Genomic DNA, 20,109 nt, shown 5'->3' with positions numbered 1-20,109 from the left:
TTATTTAGTTGGGTAAAGCCATTTGCTTACTTGGCGAATAGCTTGTGGTTCGTTCATGTTAGCAGAGGCGTTGAAGGTCGGCTGTTGTAAGTCATATACCCGCTTGTCCTTAACGGCCGGCATAGTTTTCCATACTGGATTTTGAGTGAATTCTTTTTCAAATTGTGGTTTAGTAACATTCGGCAAGGCATGTTCTAAACGGAGAATGACATCTGGATGTTTAGTAGCAAGCGAGTCGTTACTAGGGTGGATATATGCTTGTCCCTTGGCAGGATATACATTTTTTCCACCGGCAATTTTTACAAGGTCACCGACATATGAGTGGTCAGTCGCAATCATATAACCAGCGCCCGGCATCCCCATCAATATTAAAACCCGTGGCTTTCGCCCATGAATTCGTTCTTTAACATCGGCAGTTGCCTGGTCGATTTTTTTAATTTCAGCATTTGCCTGGCGTGTCCGATAGTATTGTTTACCTAGTGATTGGAGAGTACCTTTAAGCTGACTAACAGTATCTAATTTAAGATATACAACGTGGATGCTTTGCTCTTTAAATGATTGGTTGTACTGATCTTTCAGCGTTGATACCGCATAGACAGTAGTAGGGTTAAGAGAGGCAATTTTTTCAACGCTTGGTGACATTGGGCTGCCGATTTTTGGAACGTTTTTATATCTGGCGGGCAGTTTTGCCTGGGTTGTTGGAACACCAACTAGCGGAAGGTCTAGCTTGGCAAATATTTCAGTGGTTGCGGCACTGGTAGTAACAATTCGCTGACTTTTAACTGCTTGTCGGTCAAGAAAATATTTTGTTCCTACTCCAATCCCGACAGCAAGAATTAAAAATAAGCCTAAAGTAATTAAAATTAATTTTTTTGAACGGTTCATATAATCCTCCCTAATGACGTGGAATATGTTTTGATGCACTGCGAACAAAGTAAATTGCAGCAGCAAGAATAATTATGATCCCAATAATTCCACCGACAATAACAAAGTAGAATAAACGCTGGTTACGAGCATTGGTTGCTTGGACTTCCGCATTTTGCCTAAGCGTTTGTCGAGCAAGCTGACTTTCTTTCTTTTTTGCTTGGGAAGATTGAGCAGCTGCTTGAGCATTGAGTTTATTTAATTTGCTTTTAAGGTTTGGATCGTTCACGCCGCTTGCAATGTTATTAGTATTGCTTGGCGAGGTGGCAGTATTAGTACCGCTTGCTTTTGTTTCGTTACCGGCTGCGTCCTGTTTTCCATTAAGCGCTGGCAACCCGCTAGTATCAAATTTGAAGCTAATATTGTGATTAGCTTTATATACTCCAGGCACATCAATTGCAATTGAGCTGCTAATTGTTCGGTTAAGGTTCTTAGTCGTAAAGGAGTAGGTGTAGTCATAACCGTTCCCGTGCGATTTTGATACGTTTTGCGGTGATTGTCCATCGATGGTTAGGACCGTTACTGGCCATGCACCAAGATCTTCACCAGTATGGATAGTCATGGTTACAACGTATTGATTTCCGCTGACATTTACTTGTGCAGGGCGGGCGTAGTAACCATCTGCCATTGAGGTTTGGCTAGTGCCGTATTTAAATGTCTGATAGTTAATATTTTGTGCTTTTGCGGTCGCTCCTCCGCTAAATAGGCCGATTAGCGTAATTACCGTGATTAATAATAATTGCTTACTTATCTTCATGATAGTTTCCCCTTACTTTTTTAATGAGCTGGTGGTGCCAAATACTTGCTCCGCCGATAATAATAAATGCTGTTCCTATAAAACCAAGAAGTGCTACTAAAATTGGGTAATCGACTTGGCTATTGTGGACTAGGTGTTTAAGGGTGGGGTTAACTTGGTATTTGGCAAGTTGCTTTTTGGCTGCTTTTAGGTCGAAGGGATGATTAGTGGGCGGAACAGTATTTAATGCTGTTTGTACTAAACTGCCATTTCCCGGGTTACCGCCTATTGGTGAATTGGCAGAACTGCTACTAGCAGGATCGCTATTTGCAAGGATATTATCGCCAGTGCCGCCATTCATTGCTGCCAAGGCATTAGGACCGCCAGTTGACGTCTTACCAAAGATAAACCAAACATTAAACGTCTGGTTATTGATATTTGCAATGGGGACGCTTATCCGAATTGACCCAGCAACAGGGTTATCAAGTGCGGTGTAATCGTTGATATGAAAAGTATAATGCCATTCGTCAAGTCCATTGCTTTGAAGTGCACTCACTCCTGTAATCGGTCCTGCCGCCATCCTTAGTGGGGTAAAACTTACTAACCCGTGCTTAACGCTAACCGTTAATGTTACATCGTAGCCATTATTACCGGTTTTTACAACGTGAGCAGTGTGAGTATAGTAGTTATTTGCTTCTGAATTTCCAGAGCGCTGGCTATTGAGCACGGTATATTTGACGTCTTGAATAACCTTATTTGGATCAATTGCATGTTGGCCGGTAACTGCTGGTGTGCTAGCAACGGATGGTGTCGTTGGAATAGCTGGTGGGGTTGTGATTGTTGTTGGATGCTGGGGAGTTGTGAATAAAGCAATTGCTTCTTCATTCATGTTGCCCATTGGGGTACTAAGAGCAAAGTACAGCTTTCCTTGTCCAGCTTTGATAACATTTGAACTAACGCGATAACTATAATTGACCTGGTCGCCGTTTCGACTGATCTTGTCAGGCAACTGGTTATTAAATTTCATTTCTTTGATAAAACTACTGCCGTTTGTTAAATGGAAAGTAAGCAGGTAATCGTTCCCCAACGGATTAATTGAAACGTGGGAAGAGAAGAATTTCTGAGCAGCCGATTCTTCTTGGGGATTTGATGCCTTAACAATTTTTAGTGAATACTCATCATTATCTGTTGCGGCTTCTACTGGCTGCTGGGGCTGTTTTGCAGGAGTACTATCCTGATGCTCGTTATTAGTACGACTATTTGAATCGTTATTTTTTGGGTTATCCGTTGGCGTTTGATTATTATTGGGTGTTGGTTGAGCGGGCTTATCGTTGGTTGAATGCTTTTTTAGCTTTGATAGGTCAAGCAGAAGATTAGCTTTTTGATTCATCTCTCCCATTGGCGTATCTAATTGCATATCAACAATGTATTTTCCGCTATTATTCGGCAAAGATACGGTAATATCAGCTTGTTGATCATTTTTTTGAATATTAGCGGGTTTGTCGTTTCCCTCTACCTGAATTTGCTTGAGATAATCAGCTCCGTTATCCATGTGCAGGATTAGCTGTAAGTGGTTATCTTTAACCTGAACTTTTACTTGTTGGGCGAAAAAGTTTTGTGCGACTGAGTCTTGCGTCGGATCGTCAACTTTCTTAAATGCGCCCGTAACTTCGTATTCTCCATCTTGGTACTGTTCATCTGCATGGACAGTTATTGCAGGGATGAGTGGAGTGAGAGCGATGCAGGTTGGACTAGTCAGTAAAGTGATACTGGCGAGCAGCGAAAACCAGGTTGAGCGTGTAAATGAGTGCTTCAAAGTTATTACTCCTCCTTGATTAAGCAAATGATAAAAAATTGAAGGATTAAATTTTGTTTAAAAATAATTTCTCCACCGCCTATTTTAGCAGACTTACCAAACAATTTGGGAATTAAGTTTTATTAAGTGCTTGCGTTTACATTAGAATACTGTAATAATTAAAATGATTTTTGGTTATATTTTTTGGAGGTATTTTTATAATGGTTAATAATTTGAAAAAGAAAATCCTGATGGCAGCGACCGTTTCAGGAGCATTAGCATCTGTTACAATTGCTGGAAATGTTACTGCTTATGCTGATTCAAGTGATCAATCATCTGATAACGTATCGGTTAAAACAAACACTGCTAACGCTGTAACAAATGCTCAGGCTGCAGTTGAAACAGCTAAGACAAACGTAGAAGATGCCCAAACTTCATTAACTCAAGCTAAAGGACTTCAAAGTGATGCCCAGCAGAAAGTTCAGCAGGCAACTGATGGGGTAAACAATGCTCAAAATCAAGTAGCTACTGCACAAAAGGCACTTGAAAATGCTAAATCTGCTCAACCGATAGCGCCAACAAATAAGCCGGTAACAGTTGATATGGAATTCGCAAAACCTGATGGCAGCCGTTCTTTAGCACAAAATTTCTTTGCAAATAAGGCTACTGCAGAATTAAAAGATAACCAAAATGCTAATATTACAATCCATATGACAAATGGGACCCAATATGTTAAAGGCCTTTCATACAACGGAGAAGCACTTACGCAAACATCAACGGGTGATTGGACCTTTACAGCACCGCTTGAGAGTGAGTATCAAATTGATATGAACTTAAATACGCCAATTGGAGCGATGAAACAATCAGCTATCCTTAAGGCAGATGTCAAAGGAGCATTACAAGATCAGCTTGCGGCACAAACACAAGTGGCAAATGCTGCTAAGGATGTTGCAGATAAGGAGGCTGCCCTTCAAACAGCACAACAGAATTTGAAGGATCAGGAAACCGCTTTGGTTAATGCAAATGCAGAATTAAAAGACGCAGATGCAAAGGTAGCTAATGCACAGGCACAGTTAGACCAAGCTCAACAAGCATTAGTTGCTGCTAACGAAAAATTAAAAGAAGCCCAAAGCAAGGTTGAAATTCCAGCTAACCATTCTAAAGATACACCTACTGACCAAGGGAAAACTGCAGTAAAGAATAATGGCGATGGTCAAGCTGCCAGTGACACAAACAATGTTAACGATACTAAAGCATCGACAACTGACAACGATGCAAAATCAGAATCAGTTGTTACCAAGCAAGAGAATGCAGCTACTAGTGATAACCAACAACAAAAGGCCCAGACAAAGCCGGTTATGGTTGTTGCAAAAGATGTAGCTACTAATGAAACAGCAGCACAAAAGAATGTTGCTAAGGTAACACCTGGTAACGGCGAGAAAGTTGTTGTTCGTCAGGCTAACACAAATAATAATGTTAAGCTGCCTCAAACTGGTAACCAACATCAAGTTATTGCATTAGCTCTTGGTAGTGCAATGCTTGCATTTGCTGGTGTTATCCTTCGCAAAAAGTTTAATTAATAAAAAAGAAGAATAGCCCTATTTATTGATATAAAAAGCGAATAGCATGGTACAAATATGGCCTCTAAAGCTCGGAATAGCCGAACCTTAGAGGCCTATTTATGATTTCTTTTTACTTTACCTCTTGGATTAAACCATTGAAGAAGTGTTTGAGGGATACCTGCCCGCCTGTCTTGCGTTCTTCTTTGAGAAATTGCATTTCATTATGGATATTCTTATATTCATACAGATTATTGGCATATTCGAGGATAATATCATTTTCTGGATAGTCCATGCACATATGGGCAAGATTACTGAGACCAGTTTTTATATCACGACGAATTCGTTGAAAAATAATTTTCTTTTTACGATCATCACATTGAAATAATTCTTCAAAGTTAACTTCATCAAAGTTAATATCACGTTCAATCATTGTATTAATGAGCCTGTTAATTGCAGTTGCTCCATTTCCGGACGTAATACCGAGGAAACGCAAAATAGATTGCGCGTTTTCTTTTTTCTTATTTTTACCACTAATTGTTACTGTATTATTATTTGTCGCTGCTCCGCTAACAAGGTCTAAAACTTGAAGAAGACGATTGGACATATTAATGTTTTGCGCCGCTAGTTTAATGACCGATTTAACTTCTGCAATGTTTAAAGGCTTTTCAATAAAGAAATCAATGCCATGTTGGTATGCACTTGTTTTTACAGAAGGGAGAATTGCCTGAGCAGTCATAATGAAATGCGGATAATGATGACTATCCTGGATCTTTTGAATAAGCCGCACTCCATCCATTTCCGGCATTGCATAATCAATAAACATAATATCAATTCCCAACCGCATTGCGTCATCATAGGCCTGCTGCGGATTGGAAGTTGTCCCGACTACGGTATTATTAAAGTCGTTTTCAATAATATTGGATAATAAATGAATAATTTTACTGTCATTATCTAAAATATAAAAATTCATGTATTTTCACCGATTTCTTGATGTTATTTGAAGTATTTTGAAACTTAGCTTTATTTTACACTTTGTGAAGATTGGGGACAATAGCAACGTTATTTTACAAATGTGAAGCTGTTTCCGCTTACATCACTGTGAACAAAGGACTTGATGTTAGAAAATATCTAAATTTTTTGGAGATATTTTTTGAAGCTGTTTGAAGTATTTTGAAACTTTTTCCTATTATAGTAATTGTATTAAGACCTTAGGAGGAAATAAAAATGGCTTTTAATTTACGTAATCGTAGTTTCTTAACTCTTGCAGATTTTAACACTCGGGAAATGGAATACATGCTTGACCTTGCAGAAGACCTAAAGAAGGCTAAGTATGCCGGCACAGAAGGAAAGAACCTTGAAGGCAAAAACATTGCTTTGATCTTTGAAAAGAGTTCTACTCGTACCCGTTGTTCTTTTGAAGTTGGCGCAAAAGACGAAGGCGCTCATGTAACTTACCTTGGTCCTTCAGGTTCACATATTGGTCACAAGGAATCAGTTAAAGATACTGCTCGTGTTCTTGGTGGAATGTTTGATGGTATTGAATATCGTGGATTCTCCCAACGTAATGTTGAAATTTTAGCTAAGTACTCTGGTGTTCCCGTATGGAATGGTTTAACTGATGAAGATCACCCAACACAAGTACTTGCTGACTTCTTAACAGCTCATGAAGTTTTGAAGAAGCCATACAAGGATATTAAGTTTGCTTTTGTTGGCGATGGTCAAGATAATGTTTCAAATGCATTGATGCTTGGTGCTGCAGTAATGGGCATGGAATACCATGTTGTTACTCCTAAGGAATTGGAACCAACTAAGGAAACATTGGACAAGGCTAACGCAATTGCTGCCAAGACTGGTGCAAAGATTGTTGTTACTAATGACATCAAGGAAGGTGTCAAAGGAATGGACGTAATCTATGCGGACGTTTGGGTATCAATGGGTGAATCTGACGATATGTGGGAAAAGCGGATTAACCTCCTTAAGCCATACCAAGTAACGATGGATGTTATGAAGGCAACTGAAAATCCTAATGTTCTCTTTGAACACTGTCTTCCTGCATTCCACAACCTTGATACTGAAGTCGGTAAGGAAATCGAGAAGAAGTTTGGTTTAAAGGAAATGGAAGTTACTGATGAAGTCTTTGAAAGTGAACATTCAGTTGTCTTCCGTGAAGCTGAAAACCGGATGCACACTATTAAGGCAGTCATGGTTGCAACTTTAGGTGAAAAGAACTAATTAGGAGGCATTTGCCATGGCTAAAGTAGTCGTTGCTTTAGGGGGAAACGCATTAGGCAAATCACCCGAAGAACAGTTAAAACTTGTAAAAAATACAGCTTCTTCCTTAATTGGTTTAATTGCCGCGGGGAATCAGGTGGTTATTAGTCACGGTAATGGTCCCCAAGTTGGTGCCATCAATTTAGGAATGAATTTTGCTGCCGAAAATGGCAAAACTGCAGCTTTTCCATTTCCAGAATGCGGTGCAATGAGCCAGGGATACATTGGCTACCACTTACAACAAAGCTTGGAAAATGAATTGCACCGTCGTTGGATGAATAAGAGTGTTGCAACAATCGTGACTCAAATTGCTGTTGATCCTAATGATCCAGCTTTTGAGAATCCATCAAAGCCGGTTGGTGATTTTTACACTAAAGAACAAGCTGATGAGATTGCAAAAGAAAAGGGTTATACCTTTAAAGAAGACGCTGGACGTGGGTATCGTCAAGTCGTTCCATCTCCATTGCCGATGAAGATTATGGAGCTTGATAGTATTAAGACCTTGATTGATGCAGATAAGCTTGTTATTGCCGGTGGTGGCGGTGGTGTGCCTGTTATCATTAGTGATAAGGGACTGGAAGGAGTTCCAGCGGTTATCGATAAGGACCGTTCAAGTGCACTTTTAGCTGACAATATTGATGCTGATAAATTAATCATCTTAACTGCGGTTGACCATGTTTATATTAACTATGGAAAGCCGGATGAAAAAGCACTCAAGACATTGAATATTTCGGAAGCTCAGCAATACATGAAAGAAGACCAATTTGCTGCTGGTAGTATGTTGCCTAAGATTGAAGCGTGTCTTTCATTTGTTGAAGGTCATCCAGAACGTGAAGCATTAATTACCTCATTAGATGGTCTTGATGATGCTCTTGCAGGCAAGGTTGGCACAGTTATCCGCGATAATTAACAAAAAGAAAGTGGTTGGGTAAAAATCCTGAATCACTTTCTTTTTTATTCTTTAATTTTCTGTGGAATACGAATATTAATTGCCAGAACTGCAACAATAACTAAAATTGAGCCAAGAATATCTGCTCCAGTCATTTGTAAATGAAAAATCAGAACAGAGCCAATAGTAGCCGATAAAGGCTCAAATGCGTCCATCAAACTAAATGTTGTTGCATCAATATATTTCAATGAATTATTAGCCAGTTGGAAGGGGATAATCGTCCCAATAATCAGAATTCCTAACGTGTATAGCCAAACCGATGGAATGTTGGGAACTTGTGGCTGGTTGGGATGGATAAGTAATAAAATTAGCCCAGCAAATAGTAGTCCCCAGCCAGTAATAATCAGTGAAGGAACCCGCCCTTCTCGAAGCATGTTTTGCGGAATAAGGGTATTGGTTGCGACACCAATTGCAGAAATTATTCCCCATATAAGAACACTAAGCGTCATGGCTAAATGGTTGAATTGCCCATGAGTTGCGATAATAAAAACACCTAAAAAAGCAATAATTGCACTAATTATTTCAATCCGTCGTGGTGGAAGGTGACGAAAGACAGCTTGATAGGCAATGATAAAAAATGGGCCAATAAACTGGAGAATTGTTGCGATTGATGCATTCCCATATTGAACAGCCATAAAATAGGCATATTGAACGGGAACAAGTCCAAAAACGCCATATGCAAAGATAGTCCATGCAGAGTGAAGATCCTTAAAAATTCGGAAGGGATGTTCACCACGAATTTGGCTTAATAAGACTAAAATAATTCCTGCCGATATCATCCGTACCTGTGTTAGCCACATGGATGTAATTGAACTGCTGACATTAAAAAGGGCCTTTGCGAAAAGCCCTGAAATACCCCAAAAAGTACAGGCAGTGATAATCATTGCTGTACCTAAAACTTTTTTATTTGACATACAAATACTCTTTCCAATTAGATTTTCTATTTCATTTTACCATACCAATTCTTTAAGGAGGGAGTCAGACTTTTTTTATTTTGTTGCTCATTTGTTCGTATTTCCCTCTACAATGACAGGGTGTGGAGTGCTGGAATATAAGGCTTTAACAGCTTGAATGTCCCGTGGCTGAATAGGGTAATATGAACCAGCTGGTTGCATTACAGAAGTTTTGTCAGTATGTTGTAGACCAATTGCATGTCCTAGTTCGTGTTCTGCAGTATTGACGATTCGTTCCTGGGAGTACCCAAAAGCAGGATTCAATAGATAATAGGAATTTAGTTCGACCGTAGCATGAAGGTAATATCCGGTTGCAGAGTTCATACTTGTATTAGTAAGCCCAGCTGCTCCATTATTTGGATCATTTACGGCTGAAACAGTAATATTAGCGTTTTTATCGTTAACTACTTTGAAGGTAAAAGCCGCGGTGTTGTTCCATTGGGTAATTGCGGTTTCAGTAGCATTCTTTAATACTGGATTTTTGATGTCGATATAAATAGTCGCAGAGTTCTGCTGCCACCGTGCATCGGTAGGCGTATCTTGTGTGTCTGCTTGCTGATCGGTGCTTTGCATAGTTGGTGTGGCGACTTCTTTGCCGGTTATTCGGTGTAACCATGATTGAGTGAAGACTTGTGCATTATGGATACCAATATTAAATTGTTCTTGAAAAGTAGAATTATTTTGATAAAACCAAATAATACCACCGAAAAATAATAGATAAAATAAAATTAATGAGAAATTAAATCGTTTGATTAGTTACACCTCCTGACAATCAAATTTTAATTAAAAACTACTAAAACGTCCATTATTTAATGTTTTTCTTTATGTGTTGACATTTGTAAACTTAAATGGTAAGCTATAACCATAATATGATTACAAGTGTAAACGAAAGAAGGCGGGAATGTTGAGAATTGCAGTTATTATTGTTGCGCTGCTATTAATTACCTTTATTATTTGGTGGTTCTTTGGAAAACATACAGAAGTTGCCGCAAATTCGTCAATTGTTAATGATGAACAAACGGCGACAATTGTAGTTAACGGTGGGTATTCGCCATCAACGGTGATTTTGAAAAAGGGGATACCAGCACAGGTTAACTTTGATATGCGTGACTCTACTGCTTGTTTATCACATGTAGTTTTTGAACAATTAGGAGTTAATAAGGACTTAACAAAGCAAAAGATTACGACAATTAGTATTCCTACAGATAAGGCACAAACGTTTAATTTTGCTTGTGGGATGGATATGTTTCATGGAAAGGTGATTGTTAAATAATGAGTATTTTTTCAAAAGATCAAACTAAAAAAGTAGTAGTTAATGCTGAAAACCATGGTTATAAGCCGGCAACAGTTACTTTTAAACAAGGTAAGCCAGCGCAATTAAAGTTTATTTCATCGAATAATATGGGCTGTATGAATGAAGTTGTATTTAAGGAGCTTGGCATTGATGAAAAACTAGATGGCAAAAAGGAAGTAACCATTGATATTCCAACAGATAAACCGGCAACTTATTATTATGCTTGTGGAATGGATATGTTTCATGGAAAGGTTGTTGTGAAGTAATGAAGCTTTCAAACATTCAGCGGTTTTGGATTTCATTTATCTTAGCGATTCCAATGCTGATCCAAATGCTTGCAATGCCCTTTCACTGGATGATGCCGGGCTATAATTGGATAGCATTGATTACTACCACCATTATTATGGCGATTTCAGCATTGCCGTATTGGAAGAGTGCAATTGCTGCTTTTAAGAAGCATAGTGCAAATATGAACACCCTAGTAGCAACGGGAACTGCAGTAGCATATTTCTATAGTATCTTTGCAATGATGACTGGAAGGGCAGTTTATTTTGAAAGTGCCGCCTTTGTTACTGTTTTCGTTTTGCTAGGGGATGCAATGGAAGAAAAGATGCATAATAATGCGTCTAGTGCTCTTGGTAAGCTAATGGGACTTCAAGCAAAGGATGCGGAAGTCTTAAGAGACGGGAAATTTGTAAAAGTACCATTAGACCAAGTACAGGTTGGTGACCTTATTCATGTAAAACCAGGCGAAAAAGTACCGGTAGACGGGAAAATATTGGAAGGGATAACTTCATTAGATGAATCGATGGTTACCGGTGAAAGCATACCTGTGATGAAAAAAGCAGGTGATACAGTTATTGGGTCTACGATTAATGGCAACGGAACGATTACTTTTAAGGCGACGAAGGTAGGTGCCGATACTATGTTGGCACAAATTGTCGATTTAGTAAAAAAGGCGCAGACTAGTCATGCACCAATTCAGAATTTGACAGATAAAATTTCAAATATCTTTGTTCCAGTAGTAATGATTATTGCAATTATAACATTTGTGGTCTGGTATTCATTTATCGGTGCCACGTTTGTACAAGCATTGTTATTTGCTGTTTCGGTAATTGTGATTGCTTGTCCCTGTGCCCTTGGTTTAGCAACGCCGACTGCTTTAATGGTTGGAACTGCGAGAAGTGCCAAAATGGGTGTTCTCATCAAAAATGGTGAAGTTTTACAAGCGGTTAGTGATATTGACACTGTTGTATTCGATAAAACCGGAACTATTACGGTTGGAAAGCCAGTGGTGACTGATATTGTTGGTGACCCGACAAGAGTACTGACAATTGCTGCTAGTCTTGAAGAATCATCGGAACACCCCTTAGCTGCTGCAATTCTCCACGAAGCACAAGCTAAAGAAATCTCGCTCGTGAAAGTTGATCAATTTGAAGCAATCGAAGGAAAGGGAGTTCGTGCTAACTATAATAATCAAATTGCGTTCGTCGGTAGCAACCGTTTATTAGTTGATGTAAATATTTCCCAGGAAATGATTACCCGTGCAAAGCAATTGCAAAAAGAAGCCAAGACGGTTGTGTACGTTGGACTAGATAAAAAAATTATTGGCCTAGTTGCAATCCAAGATGTACCTAAGCCAAGCTCAAAAGAAGCGATTGCTGAATTGAAAAGACGCGGGCTTATGACAGTAATGTTAACAGGGGACAACGAACGAGTAGCTCACGCGATTGCTGCTGAGGTAGGAATTGATAAAGTGATCGCAGAGGTGATGCCAAATGATAAGGCACAGCAAATTAAGAAGCTTCAGGATAAAGGTCGGAAAGTTGCCTTTGTTGGTGATGGCATTAATGATGCCCCTGCACTATCGACGGCGGATGTTGGGATAGCAATGGGATCAGGAACAGATATTGCAATTGATTCTGGCGGAATTGTCTTGGTTCAAAATGATTTACGCGGTGTTGTCCGCGCACTAGATATTTCCCAAAAGATCTTTAACCGAATTAAATTAAATCTTTTCTGGGCGTTAATCTATAATGTTGTTGGAATACCGATTGCTGCTGGGTTATTCGCTTTTGTTGGCTTTACCCTTAGTCCTGAACTTGCGGGACTTGCAATGGCATTTAGTTCTGTTTCCGTTGTCAGTTCATCTTTATTACTGAATAAAGCAAGGATTGCAGGAGGAGACACTGTTCAAGAGCCAATCAAGTAATATGGAATTAGGAAGAATTAATTTTTAAACACTTTTTGTTATAAAATGCACAAAGTAACGAGCTTTTGCGGTAAAATGTTATCGAAGTGATATTGAGGAGTGTTTAAAATGTCAACAGCATTTTTAGTTCGCGTTCAATTAAGCTCGGGAGTAGAACATCATTATTTATTAGCAAATGATGTTGAGCCGGGATTGATGCATCGTTACCAGACTCGTGAAGATTGGCAAGAAGTAATTATTGATGCATTAATTAATGTTCCGCTTGCTCCTTATTTACCAAGTAAGAAAATAACTCCGCCGATTGGGACAGCAAAAGTTATGGGTGTAGAAGCAGTCGACTTAGCAAATGTTGATAATAAAGTTCAAAGGACGCGAAGCCAATTTATAATGGCGGCAATATGGAAAAAGCAATCTGCCTTAGCAAATTATAATTTTTTGCATCATGACTATGATAAGTGGACTCAGCGCCAGATTCAGGCGGATGTCGATTATTGGTGTAATTCAAAGCATCATTTGTTTGTTAATTTAGTTACAAAATGGCGATGCTACCGTCAACGGCAACGTTTACAAGCAGAACTCAGAAAATAATAAAAAATGGTTGACTATTAGGTGACTTACATGTATAGTATATATCGTTGTAAGTTTATCTTATTGGGCATTCGCCAAACTGGTAAGGCAGTGGACTCTGAATCCATAATTTACTGGTTCGAGACCAGTATGCCCAATTATAACAATAGGTCTGTTAGGTTTATCTAGCAGGCTTTTTATTTATGTCTTTTTATTAGTTATTTGTTATAATTACAGTCAAGTGAGGGGAAGAATATGGCTAGTAATTCTGATTCTATTTACTATGTTTTAACAAAACTAAAAAATCATCCAGAATTAATTAGGAATATTAAAGCACGGTATACTAATACGATTATGATTTTATTTGATGATTCGCTAAAGATAGCTGATGCATCATTTTACTTTCCAGTTAATCGTTTTATGGTTAACCGTTTATCTAATGATTTTGTGGCTAAGAATGGCGAATTACTTGATAAATATTTTGCAATGACTAACGGAACAAAGACAAATTATCATGATGTATGGGTAACGACCTGTCATATACCAGAGAAAAAAGTATATTTGTTAGAACTATCATTTGAATAACATAAGTTTGAGCTGCGACATAAGAAGTCACAGCTTTATTTATATTAAGGGAGATTTGCAATGCTTGTTTCCACGATTGTTTTATTACTTGCATCAGTATTTAGCAGCATTATTGCTGGCTTTATTCCGCGTTTCTCAATTAATTATATAAGCATTCTTGTTGGGATTATCTTGGGCTTAATTATTCCGCTGAACGAGCTTGTTGCACCATTCAAGTCTGAGGCTTTTATGTATATTGTCGCCCCATTAATTTATTTTGAAGGTCAAACAACGAGAATGAATTTAGTCGGTAAAAAGTTTTGGCAAATTATTCAAACAGCAATTGTTTTGGTGCTTGTTGCCACTATCTTCACGGGCTTTGCAGTATCATTGTTAGGGGTACAATTGGCTCTTGCCTTTTTAATGGGGGCATTAAGTACACCGACAGATGCAACGGCGACCGAATCTGTTTCAGTAGGATTAATTGTTCCAGAAGAACAAGAGAGTATCTTAAAAGTTGAGTCGCTATTTAATGATGCTTCAGGAATTATCCTAGTCAGTGCGATGGCATTATGGGTAAAAAACGGTCACTTTAATTATCAGCAAACTCTTTTAGACTTCTTGCGTTCTGCTGGTGGCGGCATGTTGATCGGAACAATGGCAGCACTTTTAATGATTAGCTTTCGACAATTATTGACACGTTCTAATCGTTTTGCTTATAATGCGCAAAATATGTTATTTTTAATTACTCCATTTATAGTGTATTTTATTGCGGAAGAAGCTAAAGTTTCAGGAATTATTGCAGTTGTTTGTGCAGGCTTAATGCAAAATAGCGAGGGAATGCGGAGTAGATTTGTGTTGCCACGCCAGTATCACAATGGAATCACCTTAATGAACTTATTTCGTGAGATTTTGAATAACATGGTCTTTATTATTTTAGGATTATTAGTCGTTCGAATTATTAGGGCTGATTTAGTTGTCGGCAACACTAATATTGAATGGATAAGTATCGGGATAGTATTGTATGTGGTAAATCTTATTATTCGCTATTGCTATGGCTTGATCGTAAGAATGACTAACCGAGGAAGCATTATTTTTGCTCTAGGTGGTGTTCATGGGGCAGTAACGCTTGCACTAGTCTATATGATTATTGACAGTGTTTCTTCTTCGCAGTTTGGTATTATAATTCTTGCTGAAATGCTGATGATTGTGTTAAGTATGGTCGTACCGTCAATTGCTTTTCGTTTTTTGCTGCCACATAATTTATCAGTTAAAGAAAGTATTCGGCAAACAAATCGGTTACGGGACGAAATGGTTGAAGAGGGAATAAATGCTGTTAAAAAAATCTATCTTCCTGAGAATGTTCGCCAAAGTGTTTTATACGATTTACAAGATCAAAAGAATGCTAATTCATTTAGTGATTTTTGGCGTCAGTGGATTCAGGCTAGTTGGCGGACAGAATTTAGCGACCAGGAGCGCGAATTAGAGCAACGGGCACTTCTGTGGGCTTTCCGTGCAGAGCGCCAGTATCTTGATATGGTTTCACAACGGGAAAATATGCAGGAGTATGTTTACGAGCTGTTTAATGATGTGTTGCTAGCAGAATCGATTCTGCTTGATCAGGATAAGTTTTATTGAAATAATGATTGACGAATATGGGGGGATAACGTATAATCATACTTGTACGTTATTGCCCGCTGGTCAAATTGGTTAAGACGTCGCCCTCTCAAGGCGGAGTTACGGGTTCGATCCCCGTGCGGGTGATTTTTTTATTTTAAACTAATTTAATATAGCGTCGAAATCATTGATAAATCAGCATTCTTGATTTTAGGTTTACACTATAAAACGTTATTTTTAATCAATTCTGCGGAAAAATTGCGGAAAAATAATTCAACTTGTCAGCATGGTGGACTACTAATCTAGTAGTCTTTTTATTTTTGCTGTCAGAATTTTTTAAGATTAAACATCCCCAACAATATTTTTTGTCTAAAACGGGGATGATTTAATTATTCTAGTTAATGTAATTGCTTATATATCAACAACCAATTAAAATAGCCCCCCTACCTAAAAAGTTTCAAAACAGCCCTCGCAAATAAAAATACGGTAATGTGTGCCGCTCTCTTCTCAACAATGCAGGGCGGGGGATGTTATAATAAATTTGCTATTTTTTATATTGAAGGGGCGCTCTCACAGTAGAGCGTCTTTTTAGTGCAATTTAAGCAGTTTTTACAGCGTAAATAAAAAGACAACTAACATATTTCGTTAGCTGTCCTTAGTCGCTCAATTCTTCTTGCCGTTGTTTAATACAGCCTAGTAGCATATCAATGTCTTCTTGCGTTGCACTCTTTAAGATAAAGTTCTTAGCAACTGAACGGCGGTTAATATACTGTACTTGTGCTTTATTCTTACTACGGTATCTGTTGATTGCTTTGTGCTGTGACTCTGTAAGTGCCATATTATTTCCTCTCAATCTTAAATTCAAATAGCTTCTTGCGTTTATCTTTTGGTGTGTGAAGCCACGTCTTGAACTTCCTAACGTCTTGTTTCCACATTGCTAGCGTTTCACGTGGAGAATAGACATCTAGGGAAATAGTAACGTGTTTATTCTTTGATTGGTATTTAAGGCGCTTCATATTTCATCCCTCGCTTTTAAATGCTATAATATACATATGAAAAGCCCCTAAGAGTTGAGCTACCAACTTGCAACTCTTAGGGCGGTGATTAATCACCATTTGATTTCAAGTGTAAAGTCCAGTGATATAAAGATTTTGAGCTTTAATCTAATCTTTATTTTGCTGGGCTTTTTCTTTACTTTCAAAAGCAATGTAACCACCCCCTTTCCTTAGGGGCTAACTATATTATATACATATGTAATAGAGGAAGCAAGAAGAATTTAGACATTTTTATGCAAGCATTAGCAAGCGATGCCATGCCATCATTTGCCATCAAAAAATGTTAGCATTTGCTATCATTTTGCCTTGTTAAAATACTACCATTTACAACCATCAAGAGTTGATAACAGAGGACTTTTAATCCTGCTATATTACCTAAAAACAGGGTGCAACCTTTTAGTAGTTTTGTGTGCACACTTTTTTATTTTGTACGCATACTTTTTAATGAGGGTGCGCACCAAATTATACTCAAGATAATATGCTAAAATACCTATGGGGCGTGAAAAGTAAAGTTGTTAATTTTTCGACAATATCAAGGGTAGCTTATGATGGCTACTCTTTTTTTATGCTACCATTTGCAACCATCCATTAAATGCAATCTCAAATGATTTAGCTATTTTGATATTGATGTTTTATCCTACCATTTCCTACCATCGTGCCATCATTTGCCATCATTTTTAATCTGAGCATTAAAAAAAAGCGCCTTTTTAGTATGGCATTTTATATACATACCTTTCTTGCTTTACGTGCATTCGATAAGGTACGATATTAAATAATTGAGTGGTGCAAAATAAAAGGGCGGTCTAGTTATCTAGGTCGTCCTTTAGTTAGTTAACTTGGCTTTTTGCTCTTGTGCTAATTGAATTAAATTATCTAAGTCTTTTAAGCTGGCGTAATGTTTAATAAAGGTTCTAGCATTTGACCGATATTGATAAAGTCTATTCTTTTCTGGGTGTCGTTTGGCGTATCGTCTTGTAGCTCGCATTTGTGCTTGTGTAACCATGAAAAACATCCCCTTAAATTGCATATAGTGTAATATAGTGTCTTATAGCGTAAAGTTATATCTTGTATAGTTATATGCACATGTTATAATTGTTTATGTAAAAAGGCGCTAGGTTGTGCTAGAACCTAACGCCCGACGTTTTCTTGCTAGACAGGTTTACTTCAAAGCATTAGTAGTTAGTAGCTATTAATGCTTTTTTAGTAGGCTGATTGCAATAACAACTACAAATACAAGCATTTTATAGCTTGTAAATGTTAATGTTATGCTCACCGCCAGAACCTCCCTAGCAGTCAAGAAACAAACACATAACCAACACTTCCGTTTCTTGCTGTGCTTGTAAAAGGCTGGTTGGTGTCTAGCTTCTTTTCCGCCTTGATAAGTGCTAGGTTAATTACTCCTATTACTTATCATGCTCATATTATATAACTATCATATGTATTTATACAATTCGGTGTTGAGTTGCATATAGTGTAATATAGTGTGCTATAGCGTAAACTTATACCTTGTATAGTTATATGCACATGTTATAATTGTTTATGTAAAAAGGCGCTAGGTTGTGCTAGAACCTAACGCCCGACAGTCTACTTGTATGTTTGGAGCGCCTTATTTAAGGCGTTTTTTTATTGCCATTATTGCAGTAATAATAACGGCAACAACACCACCAAAGACCTTAGCGCTAGTAATTGTTAGCGTGATAGTCAAAAGGCGTCCTCCTAAACAAGTAGAGACAAACCAAAGACACGATAACCGCCTCCTTGTCTACTTTGAATTAGGTGTAGAAAGCTGGGTATCTGCCTTGCTTGTAGACTGTCTAGGTAAATTTAAGGGTAGCTACTCCCTCTCATTTACCATGCTTATATTATATATAACTATCATAAGCATATTCAATAACAGGTGAGCTTCTAATATTGAATGCTAACTGATAGAATAAATCCATGCCCTTTTTAGGGTAAATAAAATCATGTGATATAATGAATATGTTTTAAATAGATATCTGAGGAGACGTTCTCGTAGTGAGGGCGTCTTTTTTTATGCTTTTTTAACGCAATTGCACGCAATTTAACGCTTTTCATTATATTTACCTGCTGAGGCGAGGTTTAACTTAGCATAATGGATTCTAGCATTAAGGTAACTCGTCTTATTTTCTCTATACGCTTCAACTGATAAGCATTTTGAGAAGATTAAACCTTGAAAGGATAAATATACTAGGCAAGACTTTCATTTTATTTTTTGTACATCATGACCGTTGATACTGAGAAATAAACGAGTGTTTAAGATAAGCCAGTATAAAAATATATTTCGTGGCTGAATTTTCGGCTGGCAATTATTCCATATCCTCTATTTTTCGTTTTAAAGCCATCTGAGCTATTTTAAACTCAAAAGGATAAATTATACTTATTGCTACTTATTCGTTTTAAAATAGCCCTAATTTTTGAAATAAACGTGTGTTCCGTCTTAGCTTGATAGATAGCAATTAAAAACAAGTGCCTTTTCCGACGAAAATTACTTTTAAAATTAATCAAAATACATAAATAGCAACTAAAATCAGCTTTATATTTCTGTCGCTTGCTTTTCCGTGCAATTGATAATGAAAAATTACAGTTGAGCTATTGATATATCAGTATTTGGGCTAGTAAAGCATTGCACGCTTTTTGCTTCCTTTTCCTCCGAGCAAATGACAACATCCCCTCTATATCGCTGTATTAACGGCAAAGAGGGGATGTTATTTTTCGTAGGTCATATTTTTTAAGGAGGCCGATAAGGCTAAAAATGCTTATTAATTAATGCCATTCGTTATGGTCTAGGCTCTTTACTTTATCCAATAGACTTTGAGCGTTTTCTTTCTGCTCCTGTGTTGCAGTAGGGTCATTTAGTATTGTAGTAGCTGTCACTCTTACAGCGTAACAGTCCATGAGTACTTGGTTACCTTGTACCTTGAAATGTTTATCTGGAATGTGAGCCACAAGAGGATTTTCAGCCTTAAAGCGTTCAATTGGATTGTTCCCAGCTACTTCTATTAACCCCTTGTCAATTGCTTGTTGAGTAGGATTGCCCAGCTCATCAATCATCCCCTCATCAACTAGCATTTTATAGAGTTTGTCCTTGTTAGGATGCAAGCCAATAGAAAGAAAATGACTGTAGGCTTGCTCAACTAACGGTGGGTATTTGATGTTAAAATTCATTGTTTATTTGTCCTCTCTTTTTAAGGGTGTCTAATCTGTCCAAACTGCTTCAAATATTTATTGGCTAATTTATCTTTTGCTTCGCTTTCCTCACCATTGCTACTTAGGTAATCGTTTCTGATAGCTTCTAATTGCTTATGAAGCGAACTAGAAAGTTTCTTCGCTTTTATTAGCTTTCGATTGTATTTAATTATTAATTGCCTGTTTTGTTTGAGTAGGGTAGGCGTTTGATGTTTGAAGATACCTAGACCATCAACAAAATACAAGTGGGTAAATGGTATTTTGATTAAGCTATCGTTTAATTGCTTCTCGTTGGCTTGTATTAGGTTGTCTAATCGTTTAATATCACTCATCAATTTAATATAGGTCTCATATCCAGTACTAAAATCAGAAAGGCTTCTCTCAAATTCTGTTAGGTTCATGA

20 protein-coding genes and 2 tRNA genes are annotated in these 20,109 nt (G+C 37.8%); 11 read left to right on the top strand and 11 right to left on the bottom strand.

Annotation, left to right across the window (positions count from 1 at the left end):
• Genes isdE through H5S41_RS08340 form a run of 3 tightly spaced genes read right to left on the bottom strand, consistent with a single transcriptional unit; the run spans nucleotide 1 to nucleotide 3,476 of the window.
• A complete protein-coding gene (gene isdE, locus H5S41_RS08350) occupies nucleotides 1–885 on the bottom strand; it encodes a heme ABC transporter substrate-binding protein IsdE (RefSeq protein ID WP_182602949.1) in 885 nt (294 codons plus the stop codon).
• Nucleotides 886–895: 10 nt separating this feature from the next.
• Complete coding sequence (locus tag H5S41_RS08345; RefSeq protein WP_182602948.1) at nucleotides 896–1,681, bottom strand: NEAT domain-containing protein; 786 nt, start codon at nucleotides 1,679–1,681, stop codon at nucleotides 896–898.
• Entirely contained in the window at nucleotides 1,668–3,476 is a 1,809-nt protein-coding gene (locus H5S41_RS08340) for an NEAT domain-containing protein (protein WP_182602947.1), read from the bottom strand. The genes H5S41_RS08345 and H5S41_RS08340 overlap by 14 nt, the downstream gene beginning before the upstream one ends.
• A 200-nt stretch (nucleotides 3,477–3,676) precedes the next feature.
• Between H5S41_RS08340 and H5S41_RS08335 the strand changes: the two genes are divergently transcribed.
• Nucleotides 3,677–5,035, top strand: a complete 1,359-nt coding sequence (locus tag H5S41_RS08335; RefSeq protein ID WP_182602946.1) for an LPXTG cell wall anchor domain-containing protein — start codon at nucleotides 3,677–3,679, stop codon at nucleotides 5,033–5,035.
• A 112-nt stretch (nucleotides 5,036–5,147) separates the two neighbouring features.
• Here the strand turns inward: H5S41_RS08335 and H5S41_RS08330 are convergent, their stop codons facing one another.
• Entirely contained in the window at nucleotides 5,148–5,987 is an 840-nt protein-coding gene (locus H5S41_RS08330) for a DNA-binding domain-containing protein (protein WP_182602945.1), read from the bottom strand.
• 254 nt (nucleotides 5,988–6,241) lie between these two features.
• On the opposite strand from H5S41_RS08330, the gene argF reads away from it, so the two are divergent.
• Both argF and arcC read left to right on the top strand, forming a co-directional pair.
• Nucleotides 6,242–7,249, top strand: a complete 1,008-nt coding sequence (gene argF / locus H5S41_RS08325) for an ornithine carbamoyltransferase (RefSeq protein WP_182597764.1) — start codon at nucleotides 6,242–6,244, stop codon at nucleotides 7,247–7,249.
• Between the two features lie 16 nt (nucleotides 7,250–7,265).
• Complete coding sequence (gene arcC / locus H5S41_RS08320) at nucleotides 7,266–8,198, top strand: carbamate kinase (protein WP_182602944.1); 933 nt, start codon at nucleotides 7,266–7,268, stop codon at nucleotides 8,196–8,198.
• Nucleotides 8,199–8,242: 44 nt separating this feature from the next.
• Here the strand turns inward: arcC and H5S41_RS08315 are convergent, their stop codons facing one another.
• Complete coding sequence (locus H5S41_RS08315) at nucleotides 8,243–9,151, bottom strand: DMT family transporter (RefSeq protein WP_182602943.1); 909 nt, start codon at nucleotides 9,149–9,151, stop codon at nucleotides 8,243–8,245.
• Nucleotides 9,152–9,238: 87 nt separating this feature from the next.
• Nucleotides 9,239–9,763 (bottom strand): matrixin family metalloprotease, encoded by a 525-nt coding sequence (locus H5S41_RS08310; protein WP_225431294.1) that lies wholly within the window; start codon nucleotides 9,761–9,763, stop codon nucleotides 9,239–9,241.
• A 328-nt stretch (nucleotides 9,764–10,091) separates the two neighbouring features.
• On the opposite strand from H5S41_RS08310, the gene H5S41_RS08305 reads away from it, so the two are divergent.
• The 8 genes from H5S41_RS08305 (at nucleotide 10,092) to H5S41_RS08270 (ending at nucleotide 15,591) form a co-directional block, all read left to right on the top strand.
• On the top strand, nucleotides 10,092–10,463 hold the full coding sequence (locus H5S41_RS08305; RefSeq protein WP_182602942.1) for a cupredoxin domain-containing protein: 372 nt from the start codon (nucleotides 10,092–10,094) through the stop codon (nucleotides 10,461–10,463).
• A complete protein-coding gene (locus tag H5S41_RS08300; protein WP_182602941.1) occupies nucleotides 10,463–10,750 on the top strand; it encodes a cupredoxin domain-containing protein in 288 nt (95 codons plus the stop codon). Before H5S41_RS08305 ends, H5S41_RS08300 begins: the two co-directional genes overlap by 1 nt.
• Complete coding sequence (locus H5S41_RS08295) at nucleotides 10,750–12,696, top strand: copper-translocating P-type ATPase (protein WP_182602940.1); 1,947 nt, start codon at nucleotides 10,750–10,752, stop codon at nucleotides 12,694–12,696. Before H5S41_RS08300 ends, H5S41_RS08295 begins: the two co-directional genes overlap by 1 nt.
• Before the next feature lie 108 nt (nucleotides 12,697–12,804).
• Nucleotides 12,805–13,284, top strand: a complete 480-nt coding sequence (locus tag H5S41_RS08290) for a DUF7679 family protein (protein WP_182602939.1) — start codon at nucleotides 12,805–12,807, stop codon at nucleotides 13,282–13,284.
• 64 nt (nucleotides 13,285–13,348) lie between these two features.
• Nucleotides 13,349–13,421: transfer RNA gene (locus H5S41_RS08285), tRNA-Gln, on the top strand.
• Between the two features lie 97 nt (nucleotides 13,422–13,518).
• Entirely contained in the window at nucleotides 13,519–13,848 is a 330-nt protein-coding gene (locus tag H5S41_RS08280; protein WP_182602938.1) for a hypothetical protein, read from the top strand.
• Nucleotides 13,849–13,908: 60 nt separating this feature from the next.
• Nucleotides 13,909–15,465 (top strand): cation:proton antiporter, encoded by a 1,557-nt coding sequence (locus tag H5S41_RS08275; RefSeq protein ID WP_182602937.1) that lies wholly within the window; start codon nucleotides 13,909–13,911, stop codon nucleotides 15,463–15,465.
• Nucleotides 15,466–15,518: 53 nt separating this feature from the next.
• Nucleotides 15,519–15,591, top strand: a tRNA-Glu gene (locus tag H5S41_RS08270).
• Nucleotides 15,592–16,099: 508 nt separating this feature from the next.
• Here the strand turns inward: H5S41_RS08270 and H5S41_RS08265 are convergent.
• From H5S41_RS08265 to H5S41_RS08245, 5 genes are all read right to left on the bottom strand, one after another.
• A complete protein-coding gene (locus H5S41_RS08265) occupies nucleotides 16,100–16,282 on the bottom strand; it encodes a hypothetical protein (protein ID WP_182602936.1) in 183 nt (60 codons plus the stop codon).
• A gap of 1 nt (nucleotide 16,283) precedes the next feature.
• Nucleotides 16,284–16,460, bottom strand: coding sequence for a hypothetical protein (locus H5S41_RS08260; RefSeq protein WP_003667527.1), 177 nt, complete (start codon nucleotides 16,458–16,460; stop codon nucleotides 16,284–16,286).
• 862 nt (nucleotides 16,461–17,322) lie between these two features.
• Entirely contained in the window at nucleotides 17,323–17,502 is a 180-nt protein-coding gene (locus H5S41_RS08255) for a hypothetical protein (RefSeq protein WP_182602935.1), read from the bottom strand.
• Nucleotides 17,503–19,283: 1,781 nt separating this feature from the next.
• Complete coding sequence (locus tag H5S41_RS08250) at nucleotides 19,284–19,589, bottom strand: hypothetical protein (RefSeq protein WP_231833061.1); 306 nt, start codon at nucleotides 19,587–19,589, stop codon at nucleotides 19,284–19,286.
• A gap of 116 nt (nucleotides 19,590–19,705) precedes the next feature.
• Nucleotides 19,706–20,107: a hypothetical protein gene (locus H5S41_RS08245; RefSeq protein WP_182602933.1), complete on the bottom strand. Its 402-nt coding sequence runs from the start codon at nucleotides 20,105–20,107 to the stop codon at nucleotides 19,706–19,708.
• Nucleotides 20,108–20,109 lie beyond the last annotated feature (2 nt).

Source organism: Limosilactobacillus albertensis (assembly GCF_014145555.1).
GTDB classification, from domain to species: Bacteria; Bacillota; Bacilli; order Lactobacillales; family Lactobacillaceae; genus Limosilactobacillus; species Limosilactobacillus albertensis.
This window is presented reverse-complemented; position numbering and strand designations above follow the sequence as displayed.

Excerpts from the sequence above, each read along its gene's own strand:
- H5S41_RS08250 (WP_231833061.1), bottom strand. The coding sequence starts at position 19,589 with ATGCTAGTTGATGAGGGGATGATTGATGAGCTGGGCAATCCTACTCAA.
- H5S41_RS08315 (WP_182602943.1), bottom strand. The coding sequence starts at position 9,151 with ATGTCAAATAAAAAAGTTTTAGGTACAGCAATGATTATCACTGCCTGT.
- argF (WP_182597764.1), top strand. The coding sequence starts at position 6,242 with ATGGCTTTTAATTTACGTAATCGTAGTTTCTTAACTCTTGCAGATTTT.
- H5S41_RS08290 (WP_182602939.1), top strand. The coding sequence starts at position 12,805 with ATGTCAACAGCATTTTTAGTTCGCGTTCAATTAAGCTCGGGAGTAGAA.
- H5S41_RS08280 (WP_182602938.1), top strand. The coding sequence starts at position 13,519 with ATGGCTAGTAATTCTGATTCTATTTACTATGTTTTAACAAAACTAAAA.
- H5S41_RS08245 (WP_182602933.1), bottom strand. The coding sequence starts at position 20,107 with ATGAACCTAACAGAATTTGAGAGAAGCCTTTCTGATTTTAGTACTGGA.
- H5S41_RS08335 (WP_182602946.1), top strand. The coding sequence starts at position 3,677 with ATGGTTAATAATTTGAAAAAGAAAATCCTGATGGCAGCGACCGTTTCA.
- H5S41_RS08260 (WP_003667527.1), bottom strand. The coding sequence starts at position 16,460 with ATGAAGCGCCTTAAATACCAATCAAAGAATAAACACGTTACTATTTCC.
- isdE (WP_182602949.1), bottom strand. The coding sequence starts at position 885 with ATGAACCGTTCAAAAAAATTAATTTTAATTACTTTAGGCTTATTTTTA.
- arcC (WP_182602944.1), top strand. The coding sequence starts at position 7,266 with ATGGCTAAAGTAGTCGTTGCTTTAGGGGGAAACGCATTAGGCAAATCA.
- H5S41_RS08330 (WP_182602945.1), bottom strand. The coding sequence starts at position 5,987 with ATGAATTTTTATATTTTAGATAATGACAGTAAAATTATTCATTTATTA.
- H5S41_RS08305 (WP_182602942.1), top strand. The coding sequence starts at position 10,092 with ATGTTGAGAATTGCAGTTATTATTGTTGCGCTGCTATTAATTACCTTT.
- H5S41_RS08295 (WP_182602940.1), top strand. The coding sequence starts at position 10,750 with ATGAAGCTTTCAAACATTCAGCGGTTTTGGATTTCATTTATCTTAGCG.
- H5S41_RS08345 (WP_182602948.1), bottom strand. The coding sequence starts at position 1,681 with ATGAAGATAAGTAAGCAATTATTATTAATCACGGTAATTACGCTAATC.
- H5S41_RS08310 (WP_225431294.1), bottom strand. The coding sequence starts at position 9,763 with ATGCAAAGCACCGATCAGCAAGCAGACACACAAGATACGCCTACCGAT.
- H5S41_RS08265 (WP_182602936.1), bottom strand. The coding sequence starts at position 16,282 with ATGGCACTTACAGAGTCACAGCACAAAGCAATCAACAGATACCGTAGT.
- H5S41_RS08255 (WP_182602935.1), bottom strand. The coding sequence starts at position 17,502 with ATGGTTACACAAGCACAAATGCGAGCTACAAGACGATACGCCAAACGA.
- H5S41_RS08275 (WP_182602937.1), top strand. The coding sequence starts at position 13,909 with ATGCTTGTTTCCACGATTGTTTTATTACTTGCATCAGTATTTAGCAGC.
- H5S41_RS08300 (WP_182602941.1), top strand. The coding sequence starts at position 10,463 with ATGAGTATTTTTTCAAAAGATCAAACTAAAAAAGTAGTAGTTAATGCT.